This is a genomic window from Pantoea sp. X-Soil-ISGK-285, assembly GCF_059730815.1.
Window position 1 is genome coordinate 2,466,392 of the sequence record NZ_AP035938.1, and the last position, 23,865, is coordinate 2,490,256.

Here is a 23,865-nt window from a genome sequence, read left to right on the forward strand (position 1 = left end):
CGGTTTTTTATAATTTTGAATCGCCAGGAACTGATACTGCTAGCGCGCTCCCGCAAGTCGGGCACGCAGGCGTTTAATCGCCTGACTGTGCAGCTGGCTGACACGGGATTCACCCACATCAAGCACCGCCCCAATCTCTTTCAGGTTCAGTTCTTCCTGGTAGTACAGTGTCAGCACCATCTTTTCACGATCGGGTAATGCTTCGATCGCTTCAATGACGCGCTCACGCAGACTCCCTTCAAGCAACTGATGAAGCGGATTAGCCTCTTCATGGCCTTCCGTTACCAGCTCCGCGCTGTCGCCGTGCTCTTCCCGATACTCGTCGTAGGAGAAAAGTTGACTGTTGTTGGTGTCCAGCAGGATCTGCCGGTACTCCTCCATGGAAACATTCAGCTGCTGCGCCACTTCCTGCTCAGAGGCAGAACGCCCCAGCGACTGCTCCACTCTGTGCATTGCTCCGGCCACCTCGCGTGCATTACGACGCACACTGCGCGGTGCCCAGTCCCGACTACGAAGCTCGTCGAGCATGGCGCCACGAATACGCTGCACGGCATAGGTGGTAAAGGCTGTACCCTGGAGCGCGTCATAACGCTCTACGGCATTTAACAGCCCTATCCCACCCGCCTGCAGCAAGTCGTCAAGCTCAACACTGGCCGGCAGGCGAACCTGCAGACGCAACGCTTCATGGCGCACCAGCGGCACGTAGCGCTGCCAGAGCGAATGCTTGTCCATCACGCCTTCGGCGGTATAGAAATCGTTCACGTTGACTACCCTGCGTTAATGAAGTTATCGGCATGATTATCCAATTCTGTAGCGTTTTCGATTGGCTGAATAGGCGGGGTAAAACGAGGCTATTTCATTTTTGTTACCTCAGAGTGCAGATCCTTCTGCACTCTTCAGTGAAGATTAACGACGGGCACGCAGCCGTTGCCGGGTGGCGGGCGGCACTGCCGCCCACAGGCTGCAGACGCGACCTTCCAGTTCCTGATACCAGGGCGCAAGATGCTGCTGCGCCTCCTCGCCAGGATGCACCAGAATCTCGCCCGATTCACCATCAATGCTAATCAGTCGGTTAATAAACAGCCGCTGCAAATCACTGCGTAAAAACAGGCCGTTATCGATGCTGTTATCTGCCAGTACACCGTCATCCCCTTCCTGCGTGTCGATATGGCAGGCTTCCACCCACGGCCACTTATGCCGTTCGGTCAGCTCGGTGCCGGTCATCACACAGGCGCCGTAGCGGGCTTTGACACCGGCGCTGAATTCCGCCTGGCTGGCGCGCTGCAGCACCCGGGCTTTGACACGACGCCCGACCTCAGTTCCGGGCATCACCGCCGCCGGGACTTTGTGCTGCGGCGTACTCAGCACCACGATGAACTGAATGCGCTGCGACTGCGGAAAACAGGGATCCGCCTGTGGATTGAAAAGCTGCCAGTAAGCGTCTTCATCATCCTGATGCATCAGCACCAGTTTGTAGCCGCGACTGTTCAGCAGATTCTGTGCCGTGGCGGATTGCGGATCGATCATCGCGAAGACCTGGCTGCTGCCCATCACCTTCCACAGGTTGTCGCGCTTTTCGCTATCGCTGCGACGGAAATAGAGGAAGGAGAGATTCTGCTTAAGGTAGTGCTCAAAGCGGCGCAGGTAATTTTTACGTTCGTTGTCATGGGAGATGAACAGCAGGTCCTCCAGCGGGCTGTTGCTCTCTTCCTGCGCGAACACCGCGCGGATTTTCAGCGTGCGCAGGCCGGTTGACGGACTCAGCAAGGCGCGCGCCGTCAGCTCTTTATCATCAGGGTATTGCAGAGCATAACGCCGGGCGATCTCTTCAAAGGTCAACCGCTCACCCGGTAACAGGTCATAATTGAAGCGCATAGACACTCCACAAAGTTAAAATCAAAAATGATGTTGTTCTGTGAGGAGTTATCGGCAGTCTGGAGGGGAACTGTAACGGGCTGGGGGGATTGCCTGGGATTGAGAGACATTTAGCCTGCAAGGTTGTGGTCAGGAAACCAGTTTGAAGGAAGCGGGTGTTAAATTACGTTGCATTGCCTGGAGCTGCTGGCATAAAAATAAGCCAGCACACCAGCTGCAATTCTTTCAGCAATTAGCTAATGCCCGCCCGTAGCTATCAGGGACAAATGGGCGATGCCGATGATGCGAAGCTGCATCGCCTCAGATTATTTAAGCAGGTAAATCAGCGACAAATCGTCATTGACCTTGACCTTATCAATCTCGGCCAGAAACGCCATCACCGATTGTGGCGTATGTTTTGTTATTGAGTGGTAGCTGTAGATGATATTAATAATATCCTCTTCACTGACGGTTCCGACCAACTCAACATTGGCCGCAATCAGTGATTTAAGCAGGAACCATTCTGCCGTCAGAAGATATAAGCTCAGTAACGGGCTGCGATTTTCGTTATTAGGGAAGAAATCATCATAAATGCGGTACTGAATATAGTTATTCATTATCCACGGCCGTTCAGCAAGCCAGGGCATAACCTGCTTCTGCCAGACGTTGTCCAGCCGGATCATTGGCTGACTGACGTCATCGGTTTTGGCCCCTTCGGCCTGAATGTAAATCAGCTTATTAACGTAGTGATTCAGGGTAGGAAAGGCGCGCTTATCGGCCATGGTGCTGAACCAGCTTTGCAATCTCAACAGTAAAGACCATTGCAGGTTATAGTCAGGTTTAACCTGATCAAGCTGCCGCCTGATTTCACCCTGTGTCAGGTTGTTGAGGACATCAGAAAAATGATGCTCCATCTGGACCAGCCAGTCTTCTTCAGGGCTTACTCTTTCCGCACCCAGCAGAAAGCTGGCAAGCGCGTAAAACCCTTCATCAAGATGAATGCCGCTGAATTTAATGATGTTAAGACACATCAGATTCAGCAATTTCTTTTGTTGATCGAGATCTTTAGCTTTATTGCCGTAAGGTTGTTGCCTGATGCTCTCCCCGAACAGCATCGCGTCAGGTGAGGCTAATAATTGCCGGGTCGCCTCCGGACAGGAGAGCGCCAACGTTTTTTGCTGTTCATATTTAAAGGTGTTCGCCGCTCGGGGATAGGTCGCACAGGTGTTGCTCAGTGCGGCAGCACCCAGCCGGGAATGCACTTTGCACAGGCGATTTTCATCCATAAATGCACAGTTGCCAGAAGCATTAAGCTTCATAGTTCCCCAACTGGCAAAGCTTTTGCGGGTGGTGGTGATGTTTTCAACTGCCAGCGTTTTGATTTCAATCAGCGAGGATTTTAAATAGCGATTGACCGTGGGCTTATCCAGGTGGATATCCCAGCCCTTACAGCAGTGATCGCGACACTCACTGCCAATACATTTGAAGGCGCTGACAAAGAGCGGTTCCACGACAGTAATATTTTTCATTATTTACCTGCTCAACAAAGGCATTTAAAAAAGAGTCTTACTGTGAGGATAAAGTAACGCGGGGAGATTGATTGGCAGAGAAACAGGGCAAAAACAGGCTAATCGCAGGCATAAAAAAAACCCCGCCGAAGCGGGGTTTGTCTTTTATAAGTTGGGTGATTAGCCCTGCAGCAGAGACAGAACCTGCTGTGGAACCTGGTTAGCTTTAGCCAACACTGAGTTACCAGCCTGCTGTACGATCTGCGCTTTAGACATGTTTGAAACTTCAGTTGCGTAGTCAGCATCCTGAATACGAGACTGTGCTGCAGACAGGTTAGTGGTGGTGTTGTTCAGGTTAGTCACGGCTGAGTTCAGACGGTTCTGAATCGCACCCAGTGAAGAACGGAACTTATCAACGCTGGCAATCGCTTCGTCCAGCTTTTTCAGTGGATCAGAAGTTGAACCCGAGGTCACGTTAGACAGGCTCATGTTAGCCGTATCCAGTGTGAACGCAGCGGTATCGCCACCAGCAGTCGTTACTGCAGCCTTCGCATCAACTGCAACGTAGAAGTCCTGGTTTGCACCGTTAGCAATGTCAAAACCGTTCGCTTTCAGGCTGTTGGTTTCTGCATCGCTGGCTGATTTCACGTTAACTTTAGCGAACAGGTTGCCGTTGTCATCTTTATACACTTTATCTGCAGTAACAGTGACGTTAGCGGCTGCAACACCCAGGCGAGTTGCCAGGCTATCAGCTGTGCCTTCAGCAACAGTGGCTTTAGATACGTTACTGGTAGAACCGTAAACGCTCTGGAAGTCAGCCGCTGCAGCAGCAGTAGGTGTACCCTGTGGACCATTCACGTTGAAAGTGTTCAGTTTCAGCGTAGAAGAGTCGATTTTCTTCAGGTCGATGGTGATAGTTTCGCCATCGTTAGCGCCAACCTGAATTTTCATTGAGCCATCTTTAGCCAGCACGTTCACGCCGTTGAACTGAGTCTGACCAGATACGCGGTCGATTTCGCTCAGACGGGATTTGATTTCGTCCTGGATTGAAGATTTGTCAGAAGCTGAGTTGGTACCGCTTGAAGCCTGTACAGTCAGTTCACGAACACGCTGTAAGTTGTTGTTGATTTCTGACAGTGCGCCTTCAGTAGTCTGCGCAGCAGAGATACCGTCGTTAGCGTTACGAGCAGCCTGAGTCAGGCCCTTGATGTTAGAGGTGAAACGGTTGGCAATTGCCTGACCAGCAGCGTCATCTTTCGCGCTGTTGATACGTAAACCAGAAGACAGACGCTCCATTGAAGTAGACAGAGCTGACTGGTTCTTGTTGATGTTGTTCTGAGTGATCAGCGAGAGGCTGTTGGTATTAATGACTTGGGCCATGATGAATTTTCCTGTTAATCAAGTCTTTCGGTTAAGGTGTGGGCTTCAACCCGCCGGCTTCAGCGCCGTCAAAGTTGTTATCGTCTGCCGTTTAACAACCTTTAGAATTTTTTTAGTACCAGGCGAATTTTTCTGCTTCAACCTGTCACGTTTTAAGTTATCGCCACCCGCCCGAACTTCTTTAGGCTTAATTCATTAATTTTCTAGCCGCTGAATTACCCTTCTCTATAGTGCTTATTTACCTCATTACCCTAAGGCAAATAACCTTAAACTTTCCTTATTCAAGGCCGATAACCCAGGTATCAATTTTCTGTCGACCTTATAAAGGAATTAATATGGCTAGTATAAGCAACCTCGGTGTGGGTTCCGGCCTGCCACTCAGTACCATGCTTGACAGTTTGACCACCGCTGAAAAAGCTTCACTCAAACCTATTTCTACTCAGCAGACAGCTTATACGGCCAAGCTCAGTGCTTACGCCACCCTGAAAAGTTCACTGACAACTTTCCAGGCTGCTAATACCAAGCTGAACAGTGCTGACCTGTTTACCGCTACGACTGCGGCCAGTAGCTCCACAGCGTTTAGCGCCACCACTTCTGGCAGCACCGTGGCCGGTAAATATGCCATTAACGTCACGCAGCTGGCACAGGCGCAGGTTCTGACCTCAGGAGTACAGAGTAGCAACACCGCCGCGCTGGGCGACAGCTCCGTGGCCAGCCGCAGCATCGCAATTACCTTAAAAGATGGCACCAGCAAAAGCGTAACGCTCTCCAGCGATCAGACTTCGCTGACCGGCATGCGTGACGCCATCAACGGCGCCAATGCCGGCGTCACCGCCAGCATCATTAAGGTATCAGACGGCAGCTTCCGCCTCTCAATGAGCGCCAATAAAACCGGCAGCGACAATGCGGTGGCAACCATCGCCGTCACTGGTGACAGCACGCTACAGGGGATTGTGGGCTTTGACGCCAGCGCCAGCAGCAACGTGATGACCCAGAGCGTCGCTGCGCAGAATGCCAAACTGACGGTCAACAATGTTGCGATTGAAAACAGCAGCAATCAGATTAGCGATGCGCTGGAAGGGATTACCTTAAATCTGACCGCGCAGACGGTTGGCGATCAGACGCTGACGATTACCAAAGACACCTCAAAATCCTCCAGCGCCATCAGTGCCTGGGTGGATGCCTACAATACGTTGCTGGATCAGTTCAATACCCTGACCAAATTCACCAAAGTCGATACCAACAGCGATGCACAGGACTCCAGTAATGGTGCCCTGCTGGGTGACAGTACGTTACGGACGATTGAGACGCAGCTGAAAAGCATGCTCACTAATTCGCAGAGCACATCTACCTTTAAATCACTGAGTCAGATTGGTGTCACCACCGATCCCACCACCGGTTCATTAAAACTGGATTCGACCAAGCTGAACAGCGCACTGGATAAAGATGCTGCAGGTGTGAAAGCGATGATCGTAGGTGACGGTAAAACCGGTATCGCCGCTAAAATCGACAGCAAGCTGACTGACTGGCTGGCTACTAAAGGGATTATTCAGTCCGCCACCGATGGCGTGAGTAAAACACTGAATAGGTTAACCACCCTCTATAACACCACCAGCGATCGTATTGATGCCGATATCGCACGCTATAAAACGCAATTTACTCAGCTGGATATGGCCATCAGTAAACTCAACTCGACCAGCACCTATCTGACGCAGCAGTTCGACACGTCCGATTCGTCTAAAAAATAACAGGAGTGACCATGTACAGCGCTACAGGCACCAAAGCCTATGCAAAAATTGGCGTAGAAAGCGCCGTGATGAGCGCCAGCCAGCAGCAGCTGGTTGTGATGCTGTTCGACGGTGCACTGAGCGCGTTAATCCGCGCCCGCCTGTTTATGCAGGATGGCAATATTGCAGGCAAAGGCAACTCGATCTCCAAAGCGATCAATATTATCGAAGCGGGCCTGAAAGAGGGCCTGACTGAAAACCGTGGTGATGAGCTGGCCGATAATCTGCTGGATCTTTACAACTACATGACGCGTCGCCTGTTGCATGCCAACCTGAACAATGATGTTGCAGCGGTCGAGGAGGTCGAAGGCCTGCTGCGCAACATTGCTGACGCGTGGAAAGAAGTGGTTCAACCTAACCTGATTCAGGACGCCGTTTAATGACTACTGCACCGCATCTGATTACCGTTTACCAACAGTTACTCGATCTCAGCCAGGGAATGCTGCGTCATGCAGCACAAGGCGAATGGGATGAATTGATCAGCAGGGAGATGGAGTATGTCAGTGCGGTGCAGAACTTAGCCCAATCGACAGAAGCCGTGTCGCCGTCGGCACAGACTCAGGAGCAATTACGTCCGGTGCTGCGCCGTATTCTCGATAACGAATGTGAAGTGAAACGTCTGCTGCAGGCGCGGATGGATGAGCTGGCCTCACTGGTGGGTCAGAACAGCCGCCAGAAATCGGTGATGTCCGCTTATAGCAATCAAGGCGGCGTTGTTATGGTGCCGCACGAAACCCTCTCCTGATCCCCTGCTCTTTCACGCCGCCAGATTTATTTTTCTGCGCGGCGTCTCTTTTTTGCCGCTTACTCCATACTTGATTTTCATCATCCCCTGGAGTGTGGTACATGCAAAACCCAACGTTATTACAGTTTTTCCATTGGTATTACCCGGATGGCAGCAAACTGTGGCCGGAAGTCGCCGATCGTGCGGCCTGGCTCAGCGAAATAGGTATCACCATGGCGTGGTTGCCACCGTGCTACAAAGGGGATTCGGGGGGCTATTCTGTCGGTTACGACAGCTACGATCTGTTTGACCTGGGTGAATTTGATCAGAAAGGCAGCGTTGCCACCAAATATGGCGACAAACAGCAGTTACTGGCGGCAACAGAAGCCCTGCGTAGTCACAACGTTGGGGTGCTGCTGGATGTGGTGCTGAACCACAAAATGGGTGCCGACGAAAAAGAGACGATCAGCGTTAACCGCGTTAATCCCGATAACCGCGATGAAATCTACGACGAGGTGGTCGGGTGCGAGGCCTGGACGAAATTTACGTTTCCGGCACGCGCCGGGGAGTTTTCGAAATTTGTCTGGGACCACAAATGCTTTAGCGGCGTAGACCACATCGAAAATCCGGACGAAAACGGCGTATTCAAAATCATCAATGACTACACCGCCGAAGGCTGGAATGACCAGGTTGATAACGAACTGGGTAATTTCGACTATCTGATGGGTGCCAACATCGATTTTCGCAACAACGCGGTCAGGGAAGAGCTTAAATACTGGGCGCGCTGGGTGATGGAACAGGTGCCCTGCACCGGCTTTCGTCTCGATGCGGTAAAACATATCCCGGCCTGGTTCTACAAAGAGTGGATCGACCATATTCAGGAGGTTGCTGAGGAGCCGATGTTTATCGTCGCGGAATACTGGTCGTTTGAAACGGAGAAGCTGCAGGAGTATGTGCATCAGGTAGAAGGCAAAACCATGCTGTTTGATGCGCCACTGCACATGAACTTCCACCAGGCCTCAACCGCGGGCAGCGCCTACGACATGAGCCAGATCTTTGCTAACTCGCTGGTGGTCGCTGATCCGTGGCATGCCGTGACGATCGTGGCTAACCACGACACCCAGCCGCTGCAGTCGCTGGAAGCACCGGTAGAAGCCTGGTTTAAACCGCTGGCCTATGCGCTGATCCTGTTGCGTGAGCAGGGTGTGCCTACCATCTTCTATCCCGACCTGTTCGGCGCGACCTATGAAGATGAAGGCGGCGACGGCGAGAAGTACAAAATTGAGATGCCGGTGATCCCTGAACTGGAAGGATTAATCCGGGCGCGCCAGCAGTATGGCTGGGGTGTGCAGACCGACTATTTTGATCACCCAAACTGCGTGGCCTTCAGCCGCAGCGGCACCGAAACACAGCCAGGCTGTGTGGTGATCATGTCGAACGGCGATGCCGGTGAGAAAAGCGTGCCGATGGGTGAAGGTTTTGCCGGTAAGGTCTGGCGCGATCATCTGGGGAATCGGGAAGAGACCATTACTGCCGACGAGCACGGCACGGCGGTCTTTGTCTGTAACGGTGGCAGTGTCAGCGTCTGGGTGGTTGCAGAATAAGGTCGTTGCCGAAGAAATGACTCAAAACTAAACCCGCCCCGGCAGGCAGAAGCGTGAAGTGCGCTCTGCCCGTCGGGGCGGTTTTGTTATGGTCCGGCTGTTATGACTTCGCGTTGTTTTCTGTAATCGGTGTGCGCAGCAGTTGCGGTTCGATGTTCTGAATCACGGCGGCTTTCGGCTGTTTCGCCACCTCTTCCAGCGCCTGCTGACACTCAACGGTCGGACGCGCCACTTTACGCAGAGTCATCCTGTCATAGCTAAGCTCGCCATTCTCCACGACCAGCGGCATCACCCGCACCTGACGCGTTACGTTGACATAATCGCCGCTTAACCGGGTCAGTTTGCCCGGCTTCGCAATCACCCGCATCCACTGACGGCAGTCCAGCGTGCTGCCATCCGCATTGATGATCACACTGGCTATCGCCTTGTCGCTGATCAGGCTGCTCTGTGGACCGACGGTTTGCCAGGTTCCCTGCAGATCAGCGGGCGCCGGCGTTTGCACCGCATTTTCATAATCGTTGATTTGTGCACAGCCACTCAGTGCCAGCGCGGCAATCAGCATCCACTTTTTCATGTTTAATCCCTAAGATCCCATCAATGGCGGCTACGTTATAATTTTTCCACCGCGTTGCGCAAGGTATCTGGGTGTTCAAACACCACGCAGACCCTGATTGCGCCAGAATTTATCCCGCAGTGAGCTCCACGGTCAGGTTTTTGACCGGAAGTTCAGAGGCTGAACTGATGCAAACTCCGTCTTTTGTCACGCCTGACAAGCGGAAGACAACCCGCTACACTGACGCGCTGCAACAGACTTTCAGGAATATGAATATGAAAACGCCAGAAGCCTACTATGCCCAGGCGCGCGAGATGTTTTTTACCGCGCATCCCGACTTTCAGTCTGCACTTGATGAATTAACGGAGAGCGACGCCCGTGCAGCTAACCTGTCACTGCGACAGCTGCGCGAATGGCATGCCGAACGCATCTATGCGGCCTTTTTGCGGCAGAAGAATCTGGATGGAATGATCTTTTCTATTCAGCTCGCTGAGCCGGATAAAGCGGTGGCGGCTGAAGCTATCGAGACTTATCTCAAATCTCATGCTGAGTCGCTGGGGATGAGCTGGGAAGAGTTTTGCATCAAAAACGAGCTTTAATCAGGGCCGCGCTGAAGTTGTATATTGCAAACACCTCCAACCAGTTCCGGCACTGCAGATAAAATTGTACTAACCGGGGGAAAGTGTATAACTTCGGCGTGCGACTCAGGTCGTGATTGTCCTTTAACGAATAGTGCTGATGCACTGCCTCTGCAGGTGTTGTCTCAATTCCACCTCCAGAGGCGAATTTTTTTATCCGCCCCTACCCTTCACCTTCCGTCGCTTTACCCTTTACTTCAACATAACTCGCTACCGCCAGCAGACGATTAATATGCGTCAGCAGCAGATCCACATCAGACTGCAGAAACTCGGTCGAAGATTGCGAAGCGGTAACAATGGCATCCTGCACCGTTTCTGAAATAGTCAGCGAGTTGTCCTGTTTCGCCTGCACCAGCAGCGCCGCAACCAGCAGGGACTGCGCTTCAAGCTGCGCCGTCAACTCTTTTGCATCGACGTCCATCTTTGCCAGTTTTAGCAGAATATCAATTACCAGTTGTCGCATCGCGGACCTCCTAAAAGTAAGCCGCCATTATGTCGCGATGCGTGCGCATTTTGCTAGTCGAAGATTGAGGTTTATGCGAGATAAAAATTTACACGAAATCAGGCGCGCTGCCTTGCTACTGTTTTTATTTACAGTATTATATGTCAGCGATTTTGCCCTGAATGGATTGCCATCATGTTTGTTGAGTTGATTTATGACAAGCGCAACGTTGCCGGTTTACCGGGTGCTCGCGAGATGATTCGTGAGGAGCTGGAAAAGCGGGTGCATCGGGTGTTCCCTGACATTGAAGTTAAGGTCAAGCCGATGGAACGTAACGCGATTGATACTGATTTGAGTAAGAACGATAAAGCGACGGTTGCGCGGATTGTTGAAGAGATGTTCGACGAAGCGGAAATGTGGCTGGTGGCCGATTAATCCCTTAACGGCCACCACATCAGTTAGCAGGAGATGACTTAGCTCTCCTGCTCGCTGTGATTAACTTCAATCTCGATGTCCTGAATCGCGGCATCCAGATCTTCCAGCAGTTTACCCTGCTTATTCAGCAACGCATCGATTCGGTCGGCGTTGGTCTTGTCTTTATACTCACCCGCATCAAACGCTAACCATTGGCTGGAAAGGGTTTCGGTGTTGGTCTGAGCATAGTGACGCATCTCTTTTAGCTGAGAAGTCACGTCACGCAGATATTCAGTTTTGGTCTTGGTTTCTGTTGAATCGCTCATGCTAAATTTCCTTCTGGTCATCTATCCAAAGTGAGTAGGCTTAGCGGTTCATCAACCGGCCAATCAGCGGGCCTGCATTCAGGTACAAAATGTTGCCCGGATATTTAAAACTAGTCGATAATAGCGAAGCCGCATTAAGAATAATCGGAAGTTATGGTTTATGACCGGATTTCACGGCTGGCACCTCACTCTCAGTGACGACCTCTTTGACTTTTATGACCGTTTTGTCGGCTATGCGATCCGGTATTGCATCCAGCTTGTGCTGTATTGCTGCAACCTGATCGGTCAGCAGCTCCACTCTGTCATCACGCCGCGCCGCAATTAAGCGGTAATCCGCCCGAATCTCCTCGACCCGCTTGTTTGCGGTGTTACTGACGTAGAGAAAAATGATCGTCATCAGGATGCAAATCATCGAACAGCTCAGTAATACGCAGCCGAGGATAACTTTGCGCCGGTAAGACATAGGTGCCTTAGTGCTATTAATCGTGGCCATCACTGCGATCCTCCAGAGTTGAGATAAGCCGATCAATCTCATTACGAAATTTATCGTTCTGATCGGTTTCGGTCATTGCCAGTAAAATCCCTACCGCATTCTTGATTAACCGAAGATCCGTTTCGAGTGTCGAGATACGCCGCAGATTCCTGTCGTGCCGTTCGCGTAATTCATCGTTCTCCTCCCGTATCAGCACGTTGCTCTCTTTCAGCAACACCACCTGCTCTTTGTAGCTGGTAATAATTTCGCCGCCGGCTCGATTACTGGTAACGATTGACGCAATTCCCGCCAATAACGGTTTCCAGAACAGTGCTGCTGCCCCCCCACCCAGAACTAACGCACCCATACTGGTAATCAGACTACTTTCCATGCCACACCCCTTTGTACGGTAAGGTCTCTGGAACTTACTGCGTGCTGCTTAGCCACGTCCCGCGCATGAAATTTAAGATTGCTTAAATACCAGGCTTAAGTATACTTAAGTCACTCTCAACCAAAAAGTCAAGCTTATGAAAAACGAAACGCTGGGTGACCGCATCCGACTCCGACGTAAATCGCTGCAGTTAACGCAGAAGCAATTGGCGCAACAGGTAAAAGTGTCCCATGTGGCGATTTCGCAATGGGAAAAAGAAGAGACGCTGCCGCGCGGTGAGAACCTGCTGCGGCTCGCCGAAGCGCTGGGCTGCGCACCGGCTTTTCTGATAGATGGGGATGGTCCTGTTTTCAGCGAAAGCGCCTGGAGTGGTCTGCACCAGATCCCACTGCTTGCACAGCGCGACGTGCCGCGATGGCTGAGCGAGGCCGGTTCCGTCCGGCATGAACTGCTGATGCACAACGACATGGCGCTTTCACAGCAGAGCTTTGCCATCCGGGTGGAAGAACAGGCGATGACGCCCGCGATTCTGCGGAATGATGTGGTGATCATCGATCCCACGCAGTCACCTCAGCCCGGCGACTGCGTGCTGGCATTGCAGCAACAGGTCGTGCTGCTACGCACCTGGCGTCAGCGCGGCAGTGAAAATGGCGTCATGCAGTTTGAACTGGCACCGGTCAATATCAATTTCCCTGAGCTGCAATCCAGCCGGGACAGCCTGAAGCTGATTGGTACGCTGGTGGAACTGCGACGATACCGCCAGCCATAAAAAAACCCGCCGTGCGCGGGTTCACTTTTCATCGTACAACAGTGGCTGAGTTTATAACCGGACAGTTACAGGGCATCGGTCAGTTGATCTACCACCACTTTGCCCTGCAGATCGGTCTGCATAATGCGGTAATTGACGGGCCATGAGCGGCGGGTACTGAGTTTATCGAACAGGGTTACGCCGCCTTTTTTAACTCCCTGGCTATTTACAATAATCCATTCGGTGACCTCTTCCTGACCACGATTTTTCAGGCTCAGCGAGCGTTGTTCGATTAACTGATCTTCAGCTTCAATCTTTAAATAGTCTCTTAACATAATTTCTATCTCCTGGTAACGCAGGCCACTATATGCCTTTTGCTAATCCGTTCAATCGAATTTATTTATCGATCTGTTTATCGACGGGAATGTGACCTGCCGCAAGCGACATGGCAGGTTTGTCCATTACTGCATCAGGGATTCCCGGTTAGCATGAACCTGCTGTACACACCCAAACATCGAAAAAATGACGTGTTCAGTATGAGAGAAACTCCGATTAGCCCGCCGCTGGCGGGCTTTTTTTTCTTCTTTAATCCGCTGCGCATGCGGGATGTCAGTGCTGGTCTAAACTTAAGAGACTGGAATAAAAGGAGAGAGTTATGTTTAAACACAATACGAATGAAGAACGTAAGAAAGAAGGTGATGTCAGCAAAAGCCTGCCCGAAGCCGCGCCAAACGCTGGTAATGCTTACGAGGAAGATGATCATCCCGCCACTGATGCGCCGAAAGATCATGGCGAAGTGCCGCGCAAAAATGATGACAGCCAGGATGACAAAAAAGATCCTTACAAGGCAAGCTGATGTGCGAGAGGCGCGCCCGCTGGGCGCGCTGGTCAGCGTTAAGATTTAATGAGATCGGCAAGCTGGTACTGATTTTCAACCAGCCAGGCTGGAAAATGTTCGGATGTTACCGGCACTATCTCCATCCTTCGCGGACGATTCCAGATATCAATATTGTTCTCAACGCAGCGCCGTATGTGATCCGGATTATTAAATTCGGGACAGTTACGTTCGGTATGAGAAATCGAAGACATTTTTTCACTGATGCGCTCATCGCTCATTACCCAGGAAAAATGCCACCCTGCGTTCTTAATGGTTTTTGTCCGGAAATTTAGCCAGTTCCAGCGCAACCAGTTCTCGCGTATCGGTGTACCACGACGCTTAACATTGCGAAGCAATTCCGGTTGCCCCATAAAAAAGTCTCGCAGCGTTTTACAGGTCACCATTTTTGCCAGGGTGGCACAGCGCGGTGTGCCGTCGTCATTTAAAACCCGGACATTAAATTTAAAATTGAAATATTGCTGATGCAGCGTCGTGCAAAGATGTTGATGACTGAATGCTTTTATCGCCTCGGGTCGGGGAATTTCATCGACGTCTGACACAATAACAATATCATCATCCTGCGCGCCGGCCAGCCCCTGCATAATCTGATTACGTGCAGTGGCTTCATTTTCCCAGGGATCAGTCTCACCCGCATTAACCAGAGAACTATTCGATTTAAAGGCTTCCTGATAAAATCTGGGCGCAATATCGTTAACAATATAAATAATTTTATCGCGGAAACGATCGAACTTCTCAATATCAAAATGAAGCTTTTCCCGGCGTTTTCCGGTAAAGGTATAGCGCGATTCCACAATGACAAACCGATCAACAACATGCTCAAGCGTGTTCAGACGCATCTCAAGCAAGATATCTTCATCGTAGTACAAAAAACAGTCATAAATCATAATATTCAGAGGCACTTAAGTAGTAAGGATTTTCATCAGGACACCTCAACATGCGTAACACAACAGAGGTATAACGCCTTTTGTTGAGGCCGATTTTTAATGAACCTGATGTGTGTGTAATGTACTGCGTAAAACTATCCATGTTTATAATAAACTGGCTAACAAAGGCTGCAGGCAATGATTTTCGGGCATCCACCTCAAAGCAGACTAACGATATTATGAGCAACCATTCAGAGTGATATTTACCTGACATTCACCTGACAACGGTTAACACCAGCAGACAGCATGAGTCACCTGATGCGGGCTACTGAGTTCCTGTCCGTTGCTTACATCATAATGCGTTGCGCAGAATGTTACATATAGTCCGTAACGCCAGCAATATTAAGCGCAGATTTTTGATTAAAATGAGCGATACGATCAATATCCGGATATTATTGGTCAACAAAATAACTATGATGGTTTAGTTCATGAAGAAGATCATTATTGCCCTGAGCATAAGTCTGATGGGCGGATGCGTAGATATGGGACGGGTTGGATTACACCCGACAACAAAAACCGCTTATTTCAACGGTCATCCTTTTCAGGTTGAATCCTGCCTTAACGTAGCGGCACAGGATCAAAAACTCTATCTGGAGCAGGATGACCCCCTGCCGGATGGCACGAAGCGATATAACCTTGAACAGGATGATGAAACCGTGGCCTGGGTTGAAATTGCAAAGTTCAGCCATCATCAGACTAGTGCGACATTTTACTATGATCCAAAAGCATCAGATATCAGCACAGCAGTTTCAGGGATGATCGCGCGGTGCAAAACATCGAGTTAGAGGCATCGTCGCCATGTGCGTGATGCAGAATGGATGATCAGGAGTTGGCATACGTTGTCAGGCCAGCCAGAGCACAAGCGCTTGCCTGACAACCTTTCGCACTCTTCTACTCAAAGGCTTTTATCAGGCCCGCTTCCGGGCTATGCCATGTTCAGAAGTGGGCAGTCGAAGCTCAGCCTATTTAGCCGGTTCGCAATCATAGGCGCCTCGTATGCGGATCTGACTCTGGCTGGTGCGGACGATTTCAGCTCTTAACAGCCCTTTACCCTCACGGTTCGTCAGCTCCATATCCACCATCCCCGGCGCTTTGCTGTTTTTCACCAGCAGTTTGACCGTCGCGTTGTCGTAATCGCCCTTCTCTTTCGCAAAGGTGACTTTCTGCGTTTTAGCGCGTTCTCCATTCACCGAGAACCAGCCGCTCTTATCAGGTTTAAGAGAGAACGGCCCGCACTGCGTGGCAGCAAAGGCTGGGAGAGATAAGCTGATTAACGATGCGATAAGGATAAGTTTTTTTAGCATTGGGCTGGCGTCCTGCTGATAGGTGATGAGGGGTCGGGTCGTCTGCACCGAAGAGTGAGTTCCCTGCTGCACGGCTCGTAATAAAGAGCAGTATAGTCAATGACACCTGCATTATCGCCAGCACAGGGTCATAGACTCAGCAAAGGGATCGGCCTTGATGCTGGCAACGCACTACCCTAATCCACTGCCACGCAGGCGTGCCTTGTTCAGCGGAATCAGCTCACTAAACCTGCATATTCATAATTTCGCTATACGCCGACACCAGCTTGTTCCTGACCTGAATACCCATCTGCATTGAGATTGATGATTTCTGCAGATCGACCATCACATCATTAAGCGCGATACCGGGTTTACCCATCTCAAAATCCTGCGCCTGGGTGCGGGCGGTGGTCTGCGTCTCGCTGATCTTATCCAGCGCCGCTTTCATAGTTGCACCGAAATCGATCTGATTAGGGGCTTCACTGCTGCGGTTGCTGGCCTGCAGTGAGGTCGCCTGAAGCTGCTGCAGTACGCCGTCAATTGCCTGAATGGACATGAACGATACCTTATAAAGGAGGATGATATTTTTTCTGTGGGGAAAAGTTAGCACGTTGTCAATGAGACAAAGCCGCTAAATGACAGCAAAAAACCTACCTTATCCAGCCATCGAATTTTCCTTATCACCTAATAATGCCTGGCATTGAAGTGGAAATTTTATCTACGCAGGTCAGGGAGTCTGTTTTGCCATCTCAACTTACCCGGTCAATTACGTCAGGCAGGAATCGGTCATGAATGCGAGTACAGCCGCCACAACAGAACAAGAAAAGAAAGGCTTCGGTGACCTGCTCGCTCGCCTGCGCGCAAATCCGCGTATTCCTTTAATCGTCGCTGCCGCCGCCGTTGTGGCGATAGTGATCGCGATGGTGCTCTGGGCGAAGCAGCCCAGCTATAGCGTCCTTTATAACAACCTTACAGATGAAGATGGCGGTGCCATCGTCACGCAGCTGACGCAGATGAACATCCCTTATCGCTTCGCCGAAAATGGCGGCGCGCTGATGGTGCCGGAAGCGAACGTGCATGAGCTGCGTCTGCGTCTGGCTCAGCAGGGTCTGCCGAAAGGCGGCTCGGTGGGTTTTGAGCTGCTGGATAAAGAGAAGTTCGGTATCAGCCAGTTCAGCGAGCAGGTTAACTACCAGCGCGCGCTGGAAGGCGAACTGGCTCGTACCATCGAATCACTCGGCCCGGTTAAAAGCGCCCGTGTTCATCTGGCGATGCCAAAACCCACCTTATTTGTGCGTGAGCAGAAAGCGCCATCCGCTTCTGTCACCTTAACCCTGCAGCCTGGCCGTGCACTGGATGAAGGCCAGATTCAGGCCATCGCCCACATGGTCTCAAGCAGCGTCGCCGGTTTACCGCCGGGCAACGTCACCGTGGTCGATCAAACCGGTCGCCTGCTGACCCGCTCTGATTCCGCCGGTCGCGACCTGAATGATGCACAGCTCAAGTATGCCTCTGAAGTTGAAGCACGCTACCAGCAACGTATCGAAGCGATCCTGAATCCGATTCTCGGTCAGGGCAATGTGCATGCGCAGGTTACCGCGCAGATTAACTTCGATACCGCCGAGCAGACCGACGAGAAATATCAGCCTAACGCTAACCCGTCGAACTCAGCGATTCGTTCGCGTCAGACCAGCACCAGCGACCAGTCAGGCAGCCCTTATCCGGGCGGCGTGCCGGGCGCGCTCTCTAACCAGCCTGCGCCAGCTAACACTGCGCCGGTGACGACGCCGAACAACAATGGAGCCAATGGCCAGAACGCCAACGGTCAGAATGCTAACGGTCAGAACAACGCGGCGAATAACGCTAACCAGACCACCAGCACCGCAGCGGCCAGTGCCGGACCGACCAACTCGCGTCGTGACGACACGGTGAACTACGAGCTGGATCGCACCATTCGTCATACCAAGGTCAACGTTGGCGACGTACAGCGTCTGTCGGTTGCGGTCGTGGTGAACTTCCGTGCAGATGATAAAGGCAAAGCGGTTGCGCTGAATGAACAGCAGCTGAAGCAGATTGAAGATCTGACCCGCGAAGCGATGGGCTACTCCCAGAACCGTGGCGACAGCATCAACGTGGTGAACTCGCAGTTCAACACCACTGAACCGGTGACCACCGATCTGCCCTTCTGGCAACAGCAGTCGTTCTTTGATCAGCTGATGAATGCCGGTAAGTGGCTGTTGATTGCCCTGGTCGCTTTCATCCTCTACCGCAAACTGGTTCGTCCGCATCTGGTTCGCAAGCAGGCCGCAGAGAAAGCCGCCGCGGAAGCCGTTGCCGCCCGAGCGACTGAGCAGCCGGAAGAAGAAGCCTTTAATGTGCAGCTCAGCAAAGATGAGCTGGATCAGGAACGTAAGTCTAACAACCGCATGAGCGCAGAAGTGCTGAGTCAACGCATCCGCGACATGTCAGAAAACGATCCGCGCGTTGTAGCGCTGGTAATTCGCGAATGGATGAGTAAAGAGCTATGAGTCTGACCGGAACCGAAAAAAGCGCCATCCTGATGATGACTATTGGCGAAGAGCGCGCCGCGGAAGTTTTCAAACACCTGAACCAGCGTGAGGTCCAGCACCTGAGCGGCGCGATGGCCAACATGCGTCAGGTGTCACATAAGCAACTGACTGAAGTGCTGCGTGAGTTCGAAGCGGATGCTGAGCAGTTCGCGGCGCTGAGCCTGAACTCCAACGAATACCTGCGTTCGGTGCTGACCCGTGCGCTGGGCGAAGAGCGCGCCTCCAGCCTGCTGGAGGACATTCTCGAAACGCGCGAAACCACCAGCGGCATGGAAACGCTCAACTTTATGGAGCCGCAGGCCGCTGCCGACCTTATTCGCGACGAGCATCCACAGATCATCGCCACCATCCTGGTCCACCTCAAGCGTGCCCAGGCCGCCGATATTGTGGCGCTGTTCGACGAACGTCTGCGTCACGACGTGATGCTGCGTATCGCCACGTTCGGTGGTGTCCAGCCAGCCGCGCTGGCCGAACTGACCGAAGTGCTGAACGGCCTGCTGGATGGCACCAACCTCAAGCGTGCGAAGATGGGCGGCGTGAGAACCGCAGCCGAGATCATCAACCTGATGAAAACGCAGCAGGAAGAGGCGGTTATCGAAGCCGTACGCGACTTCGATGGCGAACTGGCGCAGAAAATTATCGACGAGATGTTCCTGTTCGAAAACCTGGTGGCAGTGGACGACCGCAGCATCCAGCGTCTGTTGCAGGAAGTGGAGTCCGAGCAGCTGCTGGTTGCACTGAAAGGTGCCGAACAGCCACTGCGCGAGAAGTTCCTCAAAAACATGTCAGCCCGTGCGGCGGATATCCTGCGCGACGATCTGGCCAACCGTGGTCCGGTGCGTATGTCCGCAGTGGAAAACGAACAGAAAGCGATCCTGCTGGTGGTACGCCGCCTGGCCGAGTCAGGCGAGATGGTGATTGGTGGTGGCGAGGAAACTTATGTCTGATGCATTTTCTGCGCGCCCCTGGCAGCTGTGGCAGCCCACTGATTTAGGCCGTTTCGATGAGCCTGCTGAACCGGAGCTGCAGCCAGAAATTTACGAAGCTGAAGATGGCGTTGATGAGCAGCAACAGCAGCTCGAACGCCTGCAGCAGCAGATGCGTAAAGAGGCACAGGGCCAGGGTTACAACGAAGGCTATCAGCAGGGTGTGACCGAAGGCCAGAAAGCCGGTTACGACGCCGGTTTTCAGCAGGGTCTCGCCGATGCCCAGCAGCAGCAGGCGCCACTTCAGGCGCGTATGCAGCAACTGGTAACGGAGTTCCAGAACACGCTGGAATCGCTGGACAGCGTGATTGCGGCCCGTCTGATGCAGCTGGCGTTGGAAGCGGCACGTTCGGTGATTGGTCAGGCGACCACGGTGGATGGCACCGCCCTGCTGCGCCAGATTCAGGGTTTACTGCAGCAGGAACCGATGTTCAGCGGCAAACCGCAACTGCGCGTTCACCCGGATGACTTACAACGCATTGAGCAGACCCTGGGTCCGACGCTGGATCTGCACGGCTGGCGGCTGATCGCTGACAGCACCCTGCATCCTGGCGGCTGTAAACTCAGCGCAGAAGATGGTGACCTGGATGCCAGCGTCGCGACGCGCTGGCAGGAACTCTGCCGTCTTGCCGCACCGGGAGAATTGTAATGACCACTCGTCTGAATCGCTGGCTCGGCTCGCTCGATGCCTTTGAGAAACGCATCGCCCAGGTGCAGCCGGTGCGCCGTTATGGCCGTCTGACCCGCGCCACCGGCCTGGTGCTGGAAGCGACCGGCTTACAGCTGCCGCTGGGTGCAACCTGCGTAATCGAACGCAACGATGGCAAAACCATCAGTGAAATCGAAAGCGAAGTGGTGGGATTCAACGGTCAGAAGCTGCTGATGATGCCACTGGAAGAAGTGGACGGCATTTTACCGGGTGCGCGGGTCTATGCGCGCCAGAACGGAGAGAACCCGCAGGCGGGCAAACAGATGATGCTGGGCCCGGAACTGCTGGGCCGCGTACTCGATGGCAGCGGGCGTCCGCTGGACGGCCTGCCGTCTCCGGATACCGGCTATCGCGCGCCGCTGAACACTCCGCCGTTTAACCCGCTGCAGCGTACGCCGATCACCGACGTACTGGATACCGGCGTGCGGGCGATCAACGCCCTGCTGACGGTCGGTCGCGGACAGCGTATGGGCCTGTTCGCCGGTTCGGGCGTGGGTAAAAGCGTGCTGCTTGGCATGATGGCGCGCTACACCAAAGCGGACGTCATTGTGGTCGGTCTGATTGGCGAACGTGGCCGCGAAGTCAAAGATTTTATCGAGAACATTCTCGGCGCTGAAGGCCGCGCCCGTTCAGTCGTGATCGCCGCCCCGGCCGATGTTTCGCCTCTGCTGCGTATGCAGGGTGCCGCTTACGCCACGCGTATCGCAGAAGATTTTCGCGACCGCGGCCAGCATGTGTTGCTGATTATGGATTCCCTGACCCGCTACGCCATGGCGCAGCGTGAGATCGCGCTGGCGATTGGTGAGCCGCCGGCCACCAAAGGCTATCCGCCTTCCGTATTCGCCAAACTGCCTGCGCTGGTTGAGCGTGCCGGTAACGGCATCGACGGCGGCGGCTCAATCACCGCCTTCTATACCGTCCTGACCGAAGGCGACGATCAGCAGGACCCGATCGCCGACTCCGCGCGTGCCATTCTCGACGGCCACATTGTGCTGTCGCGTCGGCTGGGCGAAGCGGGTCACTATCCGGCCATTGATATAGAAGCCTCGATCAGCCGTGCGATGACCTCGCTGATCGATGAGAACCACTATGCGCGGGTGCGCCAGTTTAAGCAGTTGCTCTCCAGCTTCCAGCGTAACCGCGATCTGGTCAGCGTCGGTGCTTATGCCGCGGGCAGTGATCCAATGCTTGATAAAGCGATTACGCTCTATCCGCAGATGGAAGCCTTCCTGCAACAGGGCATCTTTGAGCGCAGTGATTACGACGACGCCAGCCTGCATCTGCATGCGCTGTTTGGCTAGTCACACGAATTAACGCGAGGTAACGGCAATGAAAACTGCAAATGCCATCGATACGCTGCGCGACTTAGCGGAGCAGGATCTCGAACGCGCTGCCATCTATTTAGGCGATATGCGTCGCGGCCAGCACGCCGCGAACGAGCAGCTGACGATGCTGCTCGACTATCAGGACGAATATCGCAACAAGCTCAACGATGACATGTCGTCGGGCATCGCCAGCACCCGCTGGACCAACTACCACCAGTTTATTCAGACGCTGGAAAAAGCGATTGAGCAGCACCGCAACCAGCTTAATAACTGGAATCAGCGGCTGGAACAGGCGCTGATCAACTGGCGTGACAAACAGCAACGGCTGAACGCCTATCAGACGCTGATTACGCGCGCAGCGGAAAATGCATTACGACAGGAAAACCGTCTCGATCAGAAACGGATGGACGAATTTGCCCAACGGGCCGCATCGAGGAGAGGTGAATGATTACGCTGCCAAACATTGCTATGAAAGCGACGGTAAAAACCGACGCAGAACCCTCAGTCTCAACTGACCTTGCTGCGGGTGCCGATGCCCTGCCGCAGGACTTTCTGACCGCACTGGGAAACCAGTTACTCGGCCTGGCTAAACAGCACGGAAAAGCGGCGCAATCCGCTGACGTCAAAGCAGAAATTGCCGATGACGCCCGCCCGAAAGCCCCGCTGAATGCCCTGATGGCAGCACTGGAAAATCCTGCTGCGCTGACCGCTCTGTTTAAGCCGGAAAATATTAAAGGTGGGTCAAAATCAGCCGATGATAAAGACAAGCCGGACGTTGCACCCTTAAGCGCCAGCGATATGCAGAATATGCAGGCGCTGTTCGCCATGTTACCGGGTGTAGCGGCTGTTACAGCCACCACGTCGACCCCGGTCAGCAGTGAAGCGGGCGAGATGATCGCCCAGACCGATACCGGCCGGAAAAGCCAGAGCTCGCTGACGCAACTGCTGAACAGCGCGCAGCAGAGCCACGCACCGGGCGAAGATGAGAAGTCTGATGCCAGAAGCGACGTACAGAGCAAACCTGCCGTCACCACTGCCGCCAGCCAGAGTAACAACGCCGCGCAGGGTGCGACCAGCAGCGGCCTGACGCTCGACAGCAGTTTCCAGCAGGCGCTGAGCAACATGGTTAAGCAGGATGATCAGGCTGCGATTAAAGCCAGCGCCAGCGATAACGCGATCAATGCTACGCCAATCGCCACCGCCAGCAGCCTGCCTGCGCCGGTGACCGCCTCCGCGACCACCAGCACGCCGTCAACGCCGATGCTGAACTCACAGCTGGGCAGCGACGAGTGGCAGCAGGCGCTGAGTCAGCAGATTGTGATGTTCAGCCGCAACGGCCAGCAGAACGCGGAATTGCGTTTACATCCGGAAGACCTTGGCGCTATCCAGATCAGCCTGAAACTGGATAACGACCAGGCACAAATTAATCTGGTTTCCAGCCATAGCCACGTCAGAGCAGCACTGGAAGCCGCGATACCGCAGCTGCGCAGCGCGCTGGCAGAGAGCGGTATCAACCTGGGCGAGAGTCAGGTGAGCAGTGACAGTTCCGCGCAGAGCCAGCAATTCCAGCAGCAGCAGGAGGCGCGCCGCGATGGACAGCATGGCCGCTTCTCCCTCACCCAGGACAGTGACACCGACATTACGCCGATCGCCGTTCCCGCCGCCCTTCAGGCTCGCGTTAACGGCAGCAGCGCCGTCGACACTTTCGCCTGACAGCGGCAAACGCTGAAGGTAAGCGTAAAACCCGCGTCTTTTCTACCCATTGGTTTGACTTAAGACGCGGATAATCTGTCTCGTGAGCCGAGAGGCTTGCCCATAATTCACAGGAAGTAACTGCACCATGTCTGATAACGCGAAAGCCAAAAAAGGCAGCAAACGTAAACTCTTAATACCAGTGTTGCTCATTTTGACGCTGGCCGCTTGCAGCGTGGCAGGCTATGCAGTCTGGCGAATGATGAATAAACATGAGGGCGATAAGCCTGAGGTGGCGAAAGTTGAACCGCCTCCCGCTCCGGTCTTTTTTGCACTTGATACATTTACGGTTAACCTGGTCAATCCCGACAACGATCCCGACCGCGTGCTTTACGTAGGCTTTACCCTGCGTCTGGCCGATGAGGATACCCGGCGTCGGATGAACGACTATCTGCCTGAGGTGCGCAGCCGTTTGCTGCTGCTGCTCTCGCGTCAGAGCGCTGCGGCGCTGGCGACAGAGCAAGGAAAGCAGGCGCTTGTTGAACAAGTCAAACAGGCGCTGACACCCCCGCTGGTAAAAGGTCAACCTCCGCAGGCTGTAAACGATGTGCTGTTTACTGCCTTCATTTTGAGGTGAA

General features: G+C 53.2%; 29 protein-coding genes. 16 read left to right on the forward strand and 13 right to left on the reverse strand.

Annotated features, from left to right (window positions below; all coding sequences use genetic code 11):
• Positions 1 to 39: 39 nt before the first annotated feature.
• The 4 genes from AC6I8B_RS11805 to AC6I8B_RS11820 form a co-directional block, all read right to left on the reverse strand.
• Positions 40 to 762: an RNA polymerase sigma factor FliA gene (locus tag AC6I8B_RS11805; protein WP_003854529.1), complete on the reverse strand. Its 723-nt coding sequence runs from the start codon at positions 760 to 762 to the stop codon at positions 40 to 42.
• A 144-nt stretch (positions 763 to 906) separates the two neighbouring features.
• Positions 907 to 1,875: an HNH endonuclease signature motif containing protein gene (locus tag AC6I8B_RS11810; protein WP_157352420.1), complete on the reverse strand. Its 969-nt coding sequence runs from the start codon at positions 1,873 to 1,875 to the stop codon at positions 907 to 909.
• Between the two features lie 305 nt (positions 1,876 to 2,180).
• Positions 2,181 to 3,383, reverse strand: a complete 1,203-nt coding sequence (gene fliB, locus AC6I8B_RS11815; protein ID WP_157352423.1) for a flagellin lysine-N-methylase — start codon at positions 3,381 to 3,383, stop codon at positions 2,181 to 2,183.
• Positions 3,384 to 3,542: 159 nt separating this feature from the next.
• Positions 3,543 to 4,742 carry a FliC/FljB family flagellin gene (locus tag AC6I8B_RS11820; RefSeq protein WP_022625486.1) on the reverse strand — a complete coding sequence of 400 codons (1,200 nt, stop codon included), beginning with the start codon at positions 4,740 to 4,742 and terminating at the stop codon, positions 3,543 to 3,545.
• A gap of 335 nt (positions 4,743 to 5,077) precedes the next feature.
• Between AC6I8B_RS11820 and fliD the strand changes: the two genes are divergently transcribed.
• From fliD to amyA, 4 genes are all read left to right on the forward strand, one after another.
• A complete protein-coding gene (fliD, locus tag AC6I8B_RS11825) occupies positions 5,078 to 6,490 on the forward strand; it encodes a flagellar filament capping protein FliD (RefSeq protein ID WP_157352425.1) in 1,413 nt (470 codons plus the stop codon).
• Positions 6,491 to 6,501: 11 nt separating this feature from the next.
• Positions 6,502 to 6,909, forward strand: a complete 408-nt coding sequence (gene fliS, locus AC6I8B_RS11830; protein ID WP_010247609.1) for a flagellar export chaperone FliS — start codon at positions 6,502 to 6,504, stop codon at positions 6,907 to 6,909.
• Positions 6,909 to 7,274 carry a flagella biosynthesis regulatory protein FliT gene (fliT, locus tag AC6I8B_RS11835; protein ID WP_010247612.1) on the forward strand — a complete coding sequence of 122 codons (366 nt, stop codon included), beginning with the start codon at positions 6,909 to 6,911 and terminating at the stop codon, positions 7,272 to 7,274. The genes fliS and fliT overlap by 1 nt, the downstream gene beginning before the upstream one ends.
• 101 nt (positions 7,275 to 7,375) lie before the next feature.
• Positions 7,376 to 8,857 (forward strand): alpha-amylase, encoded by a 1,482-nt coding sequence (amyA, locus tag AC6I8B_RS11840; protein WP_157352428.1) that lies wholly within the window; start codon positions 7,376 to 7,378, stop codon positions 8,855 to 8,857.
• Positions 8,858 to 8,957: 100 nt separating this feature from the next.
• Here the strand turns inward: amyA and yedD are convergent, their stop codons facing one another.
• The gene (yedD, locus tag AC6I8B_RS11845; RefSeq protein WP_010247616.1) at positions 8,958 to 9,431 is read right to left on the reverse strand and encodes a lipoprotein YedD; all 474 of its coding nucleotides are present in this window, start codon (positions 9,429 to 9,431) and stop codon (positions 8,958 to 8,960) included.
• Between the two features lie 254 nt (positions 9,432 to 9,685).
• On the opposite strand from yedD, the gene AC6I8B_RS11850 reads away from it, so the two are divergent.
• Positions 9,686 to 10,009, forward strand: coding sequence for a DUF6388 family protein (locus AC6I8B_RS11850; protein WP_008926858.1), 324 nt, complete (start codon positions 9,686 to 9,688; stop codon positions 10,007 to 10,009).
• 202 nt (positions 10,010 to 10,211) lie between these two features.
• Here the strand turns inward: AC6I8B_RS11850 and iraP are convergent, their stop codons facing one another.
• On the reverse strand, positions 10,212 to 10,511 hold the full coding sequence (gene iraP, locus AC6I8B_RS11855; RefSeq protein WP_010247621.1) for an anti-adapter protein IraP: 300 nt from the start codon (positions 10,509 to 10,511) through the stop codon (positions 10,212 to 10,214).
• 174 nt (positions 10,512 to 10,685) lie between these two features.
• On the opposite strand from iraP, the gene AC6I8B_RS11860 reads away from it, so the two are divergent.
• On the forward strand, positions 10,686 to 10,925 hold the full coding sequence (locus tag AC6I8B_RS11860; RefSeq protein WP_003854508.1) for a DinI-like family protein: 240 nt from the start codon (positions 10,686 to 10,688) through the stop codon (positions 10,923 to 10,925).
• A 38-nt stretch (positions 10,926 to 10,963) separates the two neighbouring features.
• Here the strand turns inward: AC6I8B_RS11860 and AC6I8B_RS11865 are convergent, their stop codons facing one another.
• From AC6I8B_RS11865 to AC6I8B_RS11875, 3 genes are all read right to left on the reverse strand, one after another.
• Positions 10,964 to 11,230, reverse strand: coding sequence for a hypothetical protein (locus tag AC6I8B_RS11865; protein ID WP_010670837.1), 267 nt, complete (start codon positions 11,228 to 11,230; stop codon positions 10,964 to 10,966).
• A gap of 151 nt (positions 11,231 to 11,381) precedes the next feature.
• Positions 11,382 to 11,723: a hypothetical protein gene (locus AC6I8B_RS11870; RefSeq protein ID WP_010670838.1), complete on the reverse strand. Its 342-nt coding sequence runs from the start codon at positions 11,721 to 11,723 to the stop codon at positions 11,382 to 11,384.
• The gene (locus tag AC6I8B_RS11875; RefSeq protein ID WP_031593416.1) at positions 11,710 to 12,093 is read right to left on the reverse strand and encodes a hypothetical protein; all 384 of its coding nucleotides are present in this window, start codon (positions 12,091 to 12,093) and stop codon (positions 11,710 to 11,712) included. Before AC6I8B_RS11875 ends, AC6I8B_RS11870 begins: the two co-directional genes overlap by 14 nt.
• Before the next feature lie 136 nt (positions 12,094 to 12,229).
• Here AC6I8B_RS11875 and AC6I8B_RS11880 point away from each other — a divergent pair, with 136 nt between their 5' ends.
• The gene (locus AC6I8B_RS11880; protein WP_033758049.1) at positions 12,230 to 12,862 is read left to right on the forward strand and encodes a helix-turn-helix domain-containing protein; all 633 of its coding nucleotides are present in this window, start codon (positions 12,230 to 12,232) and stop codon (positions 12,860 to 12,862) included.
• Between the two features lie 65 nt (positions 12,863 to 12,927).
• Here the strand turns inward: AC6I8B_RS11880 and AC6I8B_RS11885 are convergent, their stop codons facing one another.
• Positions 12,928 to 13,176, reverse strand: a complete 249-nt coding sequence (locus AC6I8B_RS11885) for a hypothetical protein (RefSeq protein WP_010247633.1) — start codon at positions 13,174 to 13,176, stop codon at positions 12,928 to 12,930.
• Positions 13,177 to 13,496: 320 nt separating this feature from the next.
• Between AC6I8B_RS11885 and AC6I8B_RS11890 the strand changes: the two genes are divergently transcribed.
• Positions 13,497 to 13,697: a hypothetical protein gene (locus AC6I8B_RS11890; RefSeq protein ID WP_010247636.1), complete on the forward strand. Its 201-nt coding sequence runs from the start codon at positions 13,497 to 13,499 to the stop codon at positions 13,695 to 13,697.
• Between the two features lie 38 nt (positions 13,698 to 13,735).
• On the opposite strand, the gene AC6I8B_RS11895 is transcribed toward AC6I8B_RS11890, so the two are convergent.
• Entirely contained in the window at positions 13,736 to 14,623 is an 888-nt protein-coding gene (locus AC6I8B_RS11895) for a glycosyltransferase family 17 protein (protein ID WP_157352433.1), read from the reverse strand.
• Between the two features lie 467 nt (positions 14,624 to 15,090).
• Between AC6I8B_RS11895 and AC6I8B_RS11900 the strand changes: the two genes are divergently transcribed.
• Entirely contained in the window at positions 15,091 to 15,447 is a 357-nt protein-coding gene (locus AC6I8B_RS11900; protein WP_089414061.1) for a hypothetical protein, read from the forward strand.
• A gap of 177 nt (positions 15,448 to 15,624) precedes the next feature.
• Here AC6I8B_RS11900 and AC6I8B_RS11905 read toward each other — a convergent pair whose 3' ends face one another.
• Positions 15,625 to 15,966 carry a hypothetical protein gene (locus AC6I8B_RS11905; RefSeq protein WP_031593409.1) on the reverse strand — a complete coding sequence of 114 codons (342 nt, stop codon included), beginning with the start codon at positions 15,964 to 15,966 and terminating at the stop codon, positions 15,625 to 15,627.
• Between the two features lie 223 nt (positions 15,967 to 16,189).
• Complete coding sequence (fliE, locus tag AC6I8B_RS11910) at positions 16,190 to 16,501, reverse strand: flagellar hook-basal body complex protein FliE (RefSeq protein ID WP_003854485.1); 312 nt, start codon at positions 16,499 to 16,501, stop codon at positions 16,190 to 16,192.
• A 232-nt stretch (positions 16,502 to 16,733) separates the two neighbouring features.
• Here fliE and fliF point away from each other — a divergent pair, with 232 nt between their 5' ends.
• The 7 genes from fliF to fliL all read left to right on the forward strand — a co-directional run bounded on the left by fliF (position 16,734) and on the right by fliL (position 23,864).
• A complete protein-coding gene (fliF, locus tag AC6I8B_RS11915; protein WP_033758166.1) occupies positions 16,734 to 18,473 on the forward strand; it encodes a flagellar basal-body MS-ring/collar protein FliF in 1,740 nt (579 codons plus the stop codon).
• Positions 18,470 to 19,462, forward strand: coding sequence for a flagellar motor switch protein FliG (gene fliG, locus AC6I8B_RS11920; RefSeq protein ID WP_003854483.1), 993 nt, complete (start codon positions 18,470 to 18,472; stop codon positions 19,460 to 19,462). The genes fliF and fliG overlap by 4 nt, the downstream gene beginning before the upstream one ends.
• Positions 19,455 to 20,150, forward strand: a complete 696-nt coding sequence (gene fliH / locus AC6I8B_RS11925; RefSeq protein ID WP_010247652.1) for a flagellar assembly protein FliH — start codon at positions 19,455 to 19,457, stop codon at positions 20,148 to 20,150. Before fliG ends, fliH begins: the two co-directional genes overlap by 8 nt.
• Positions 20,150 to 21,511 carry a flagellar protein export ATPase FliI gene (fliI, locus tag AC6I8B_RS11930; RefSeq protein WP_010247655.1) on the forward strand — a complete coding sequence of 454 codons (1,362 nt, stop codon included), beginning with the start codon at positions 20,150 to 20,152 and terminating at the stop codon, positions 21,509 to 21,511. The genes fliH and fliI overlap by 1 nt, the downstream gene beginning before the upstream one ends.
• Positions 21,512 to 21,539: 28 nt before the next feature.
• On the forward strand, positions 21,540 to 21,983 hold the full coding sequence (gene fliJ, locus AC6I8B_RS11935; protein WP_003854478.1) for a flagellar export protein FliJ: 444 nt from the start codon (positions 21,540 to 21,542) through the stop codon (positions 21,981 to 21,983).
• Positions 21,980 to 23,248 carry a flagellar hook-length control protein FliK gene (locus AC6I8B_RS11940; RefSeq protein ID WP_497817442.1) on the forward strand — a complete coding sequence of 423 codons (1,269 nt, stop codon included), beginning with the start codon at positions 21,980 to 21,982 and terminating at the stop codon, positions 23,246 to 23,248. The genes fliJ and AC6I8B_RS11940 overlap by 4 nt, the downstream gene beginning before the upstream one ends.
• Before the next feature lie 127 nt (positions 23,249 to 23,375).
• Positions 23,376 to 23,864: a flagellar basal body-associated protein FliL gene (gene fliL, locus AC6I8B_RS11945; RefSeq protein ID WP_033778945.1), complete on the forward strand. Its 489-nt coding sequence runs from the start codon at positions 23,376 to 23,378 to the stop codon at positions 23,862 to 23,864.
• Position 23,865 lies beyond the last annotated feature (1 nt).

Excerpts from the sequence above, each read along its gene's own strand:
- AC6I8B_RS11810 (WP_157352420.1), bottom strand. The coding sequence starts at position 1,875 with ATGCGCTTCAATTATGACCTGTTACCGGGTGAGCGGTTGACCTTTGAA.
- fliB (WP_157352423.1), bottom strand. The coding sequence starts at position 3,383 with ATGAAAAATATTACTGTCGTGGAACCGCTCTTTGTCAGCGCCTTCAAA.
- AC6I8B_RS11820 (WP_022625486.1), bottom strand. The coding sequence starts at position 4,742 with ATGGCCCAAGTCATTAATACCAACAGCCTCTCGCTGATCACTCAGAAC.
- fliD (WP_157352425.1), top strand. The coding sequence starts at position 5,078 with ATGGCTAGTATAAGCAACCTCGGTGTGGGTTCCGGCCTGCCACTCAGT.
- fliS (WP_010247609.1), top strand. The coding sequence starts at position 6,502 with ATGTACAGCGCTACAGGCACCAAAGCCTATGCAAAAATTGGCGTAGAA.
- fliT (WP_010247612.1), top strand. The coding sequence starts at position 6,909 with ATGACTACTGCACCGCATCTGATTACCGTTTACCAACAGTTACTCGAT.
- amyA (WP_157352428.1), top strand. The coding sequence starts at position 7,376 with ATGCAAAACCCAACGTTATTACAGTTTTTCCATTGGTATTACCCGGAT.
- yedD (WP_010247616.1), bottom strand. The coding sequence starts at position 9,431 with ATGAAAAAGTGGATGCTGATTGCCGCGCTGGCACTGAGTGGCTGTGCA.
- AC6I8B_RS11850 (WP_008926858.1), top strand. The coding sequence starts at position 9,686 with ATGAAAACGCCAGAAGCCTACTATGCCCAGGCGCGCGAGATGTTTTTT.
- iraP (WP_010247621.1), bottom strand. The coding sequence starts at position 10,511 with ATGCGACAACTGGTAATTGATATTCTGCTAAAACTGGCAAAGATGGAC.
- AC6I8B_RS11860 (WP_003854508.1), top strand. The coding sequence starts at position 10,686 with ATGTTTGTTGAGTTGATTTATGACAAGCGCAACGTTGCCGGTTTACCG.
- AC6I8B_RS11865 (WP_010670837.1), bottom strand. The coding sequence starts at position 11,230 with ATGAGCGATTCAACAGAAACCAAGACCAAAACTGAATATCTGCGTGAC.
- AC6I8B_RS11870 (WP_010670838.1), bottom strand. The coding sequence starts at position 11,723 with ATGGCCACGATTAATAGCACTAAGGCACCTATGTCTTACCGGCGCAAA.
- AC6I8B_RS11875 (WP_031593416.1), bottom strand. The coding sequence starts at position 12,093 with ATGGAAAGTAGTCTGATTACCAGTATGGGTGCGTTAGTTCTGGGTGGG.
- AC6I8B_RS11880 (WP_033758049.1), top strand. The coding sequence starts at position 12,230 with ATGAAAAACGAAACGCTGGGTGACCGCATCCGACTCCGACGTAAATCG.
- AC6I8B_RS11885 (WP_010247633.1), bottom strand. The coding sequence starts at position 13,176 with ATGTTAAGAGACTATTTAAAGATTGAAGCTGAAGATCAGTTAATCGAA.
- AC6I8B_RS11890 (WP_010247636.1), top strand. The coding sequence starts at position 13,497 with ATGTTTAAACACAATACGAATGAAGAACGTAAGAAAGAAGGTGATGTC.
- AC6I8B_RS11895 (WP_157352433.1), bottom strand. The coding sequence starts at position 14,623 with ATGATTTATGACTGTTTTTTGTACTACGATGAAGATATCTTGCTTGAG.
- AC6I8B_RS11900 (WP_089414061.1), top strand. The coding sequence starts at position 15,091 with ATGAAGAAGATCATTATTGCCCTGAGCATAAGTCTGATGGGCGGATGC.
- AC6I8B_RS11905 (WP_031593409.1), bottom strand. The coding sequence starts at position 15,966 with ATGCTAAAAAAACTTATCCTTATCGCATCGTTAATCAGCTTATCTCTC.
- fliE (WP_003854485.1), bottom strand. The coding sequence starts at position 16,501 with ATGTCCATTCAGGCAATTGACGGCGTACTGCAGCAGCTTCAGGCGACC.
- fliF (WP_033758166.1), top strand. The coding sequence starts at position 16,734 with ATGAATGCGAGTACAGCCGCCACAACAGAACAAGAAAAGAAAGGCTTC.
- fliG (WP_003854483.1), top strand. The coding sequence starts at position 18,470 with ATGAGTCTGACCGGAACCGAAAAAAGCGCCATCCTGATGATGACTATT.
- fliH (WP_010247652.1), top strand. The coding sequence starts at position 19,455 with ATGTCTGATGCATTTTCTGCGCGCCCCTGGCAGCTGTGGCAGCCCACT.
- fliI (WP_010247655.1), top strand. The coding sequence starts at position 20,150 with ATGACCACTCGTCTGAATCGCTGGCTCGGCTCGCTCGATGCCTTTGAG.
- fliJ (WP_003854478.1), top strand. The coding sequence starts at position 21,540 with ATGAAAACTGCAAATGCCATCGATACGCTGCGCGACTTAGCGGAGCAG.
- AC6I8B_RS11940 (WP_497817442.1), top strand. The coding sequence starts at position 21,980 with ATGATTACGCTGCCAAACATTGCTATGAAAGCGACGGTAAAAACCGAC.
- fliL (WP_033778945.1), top strand. The coding sequence starts at position 23,376 with ATGTCTGATAACGCGAAAGCCAAAAAAGGCAGCAAACGTAAACTCTTA.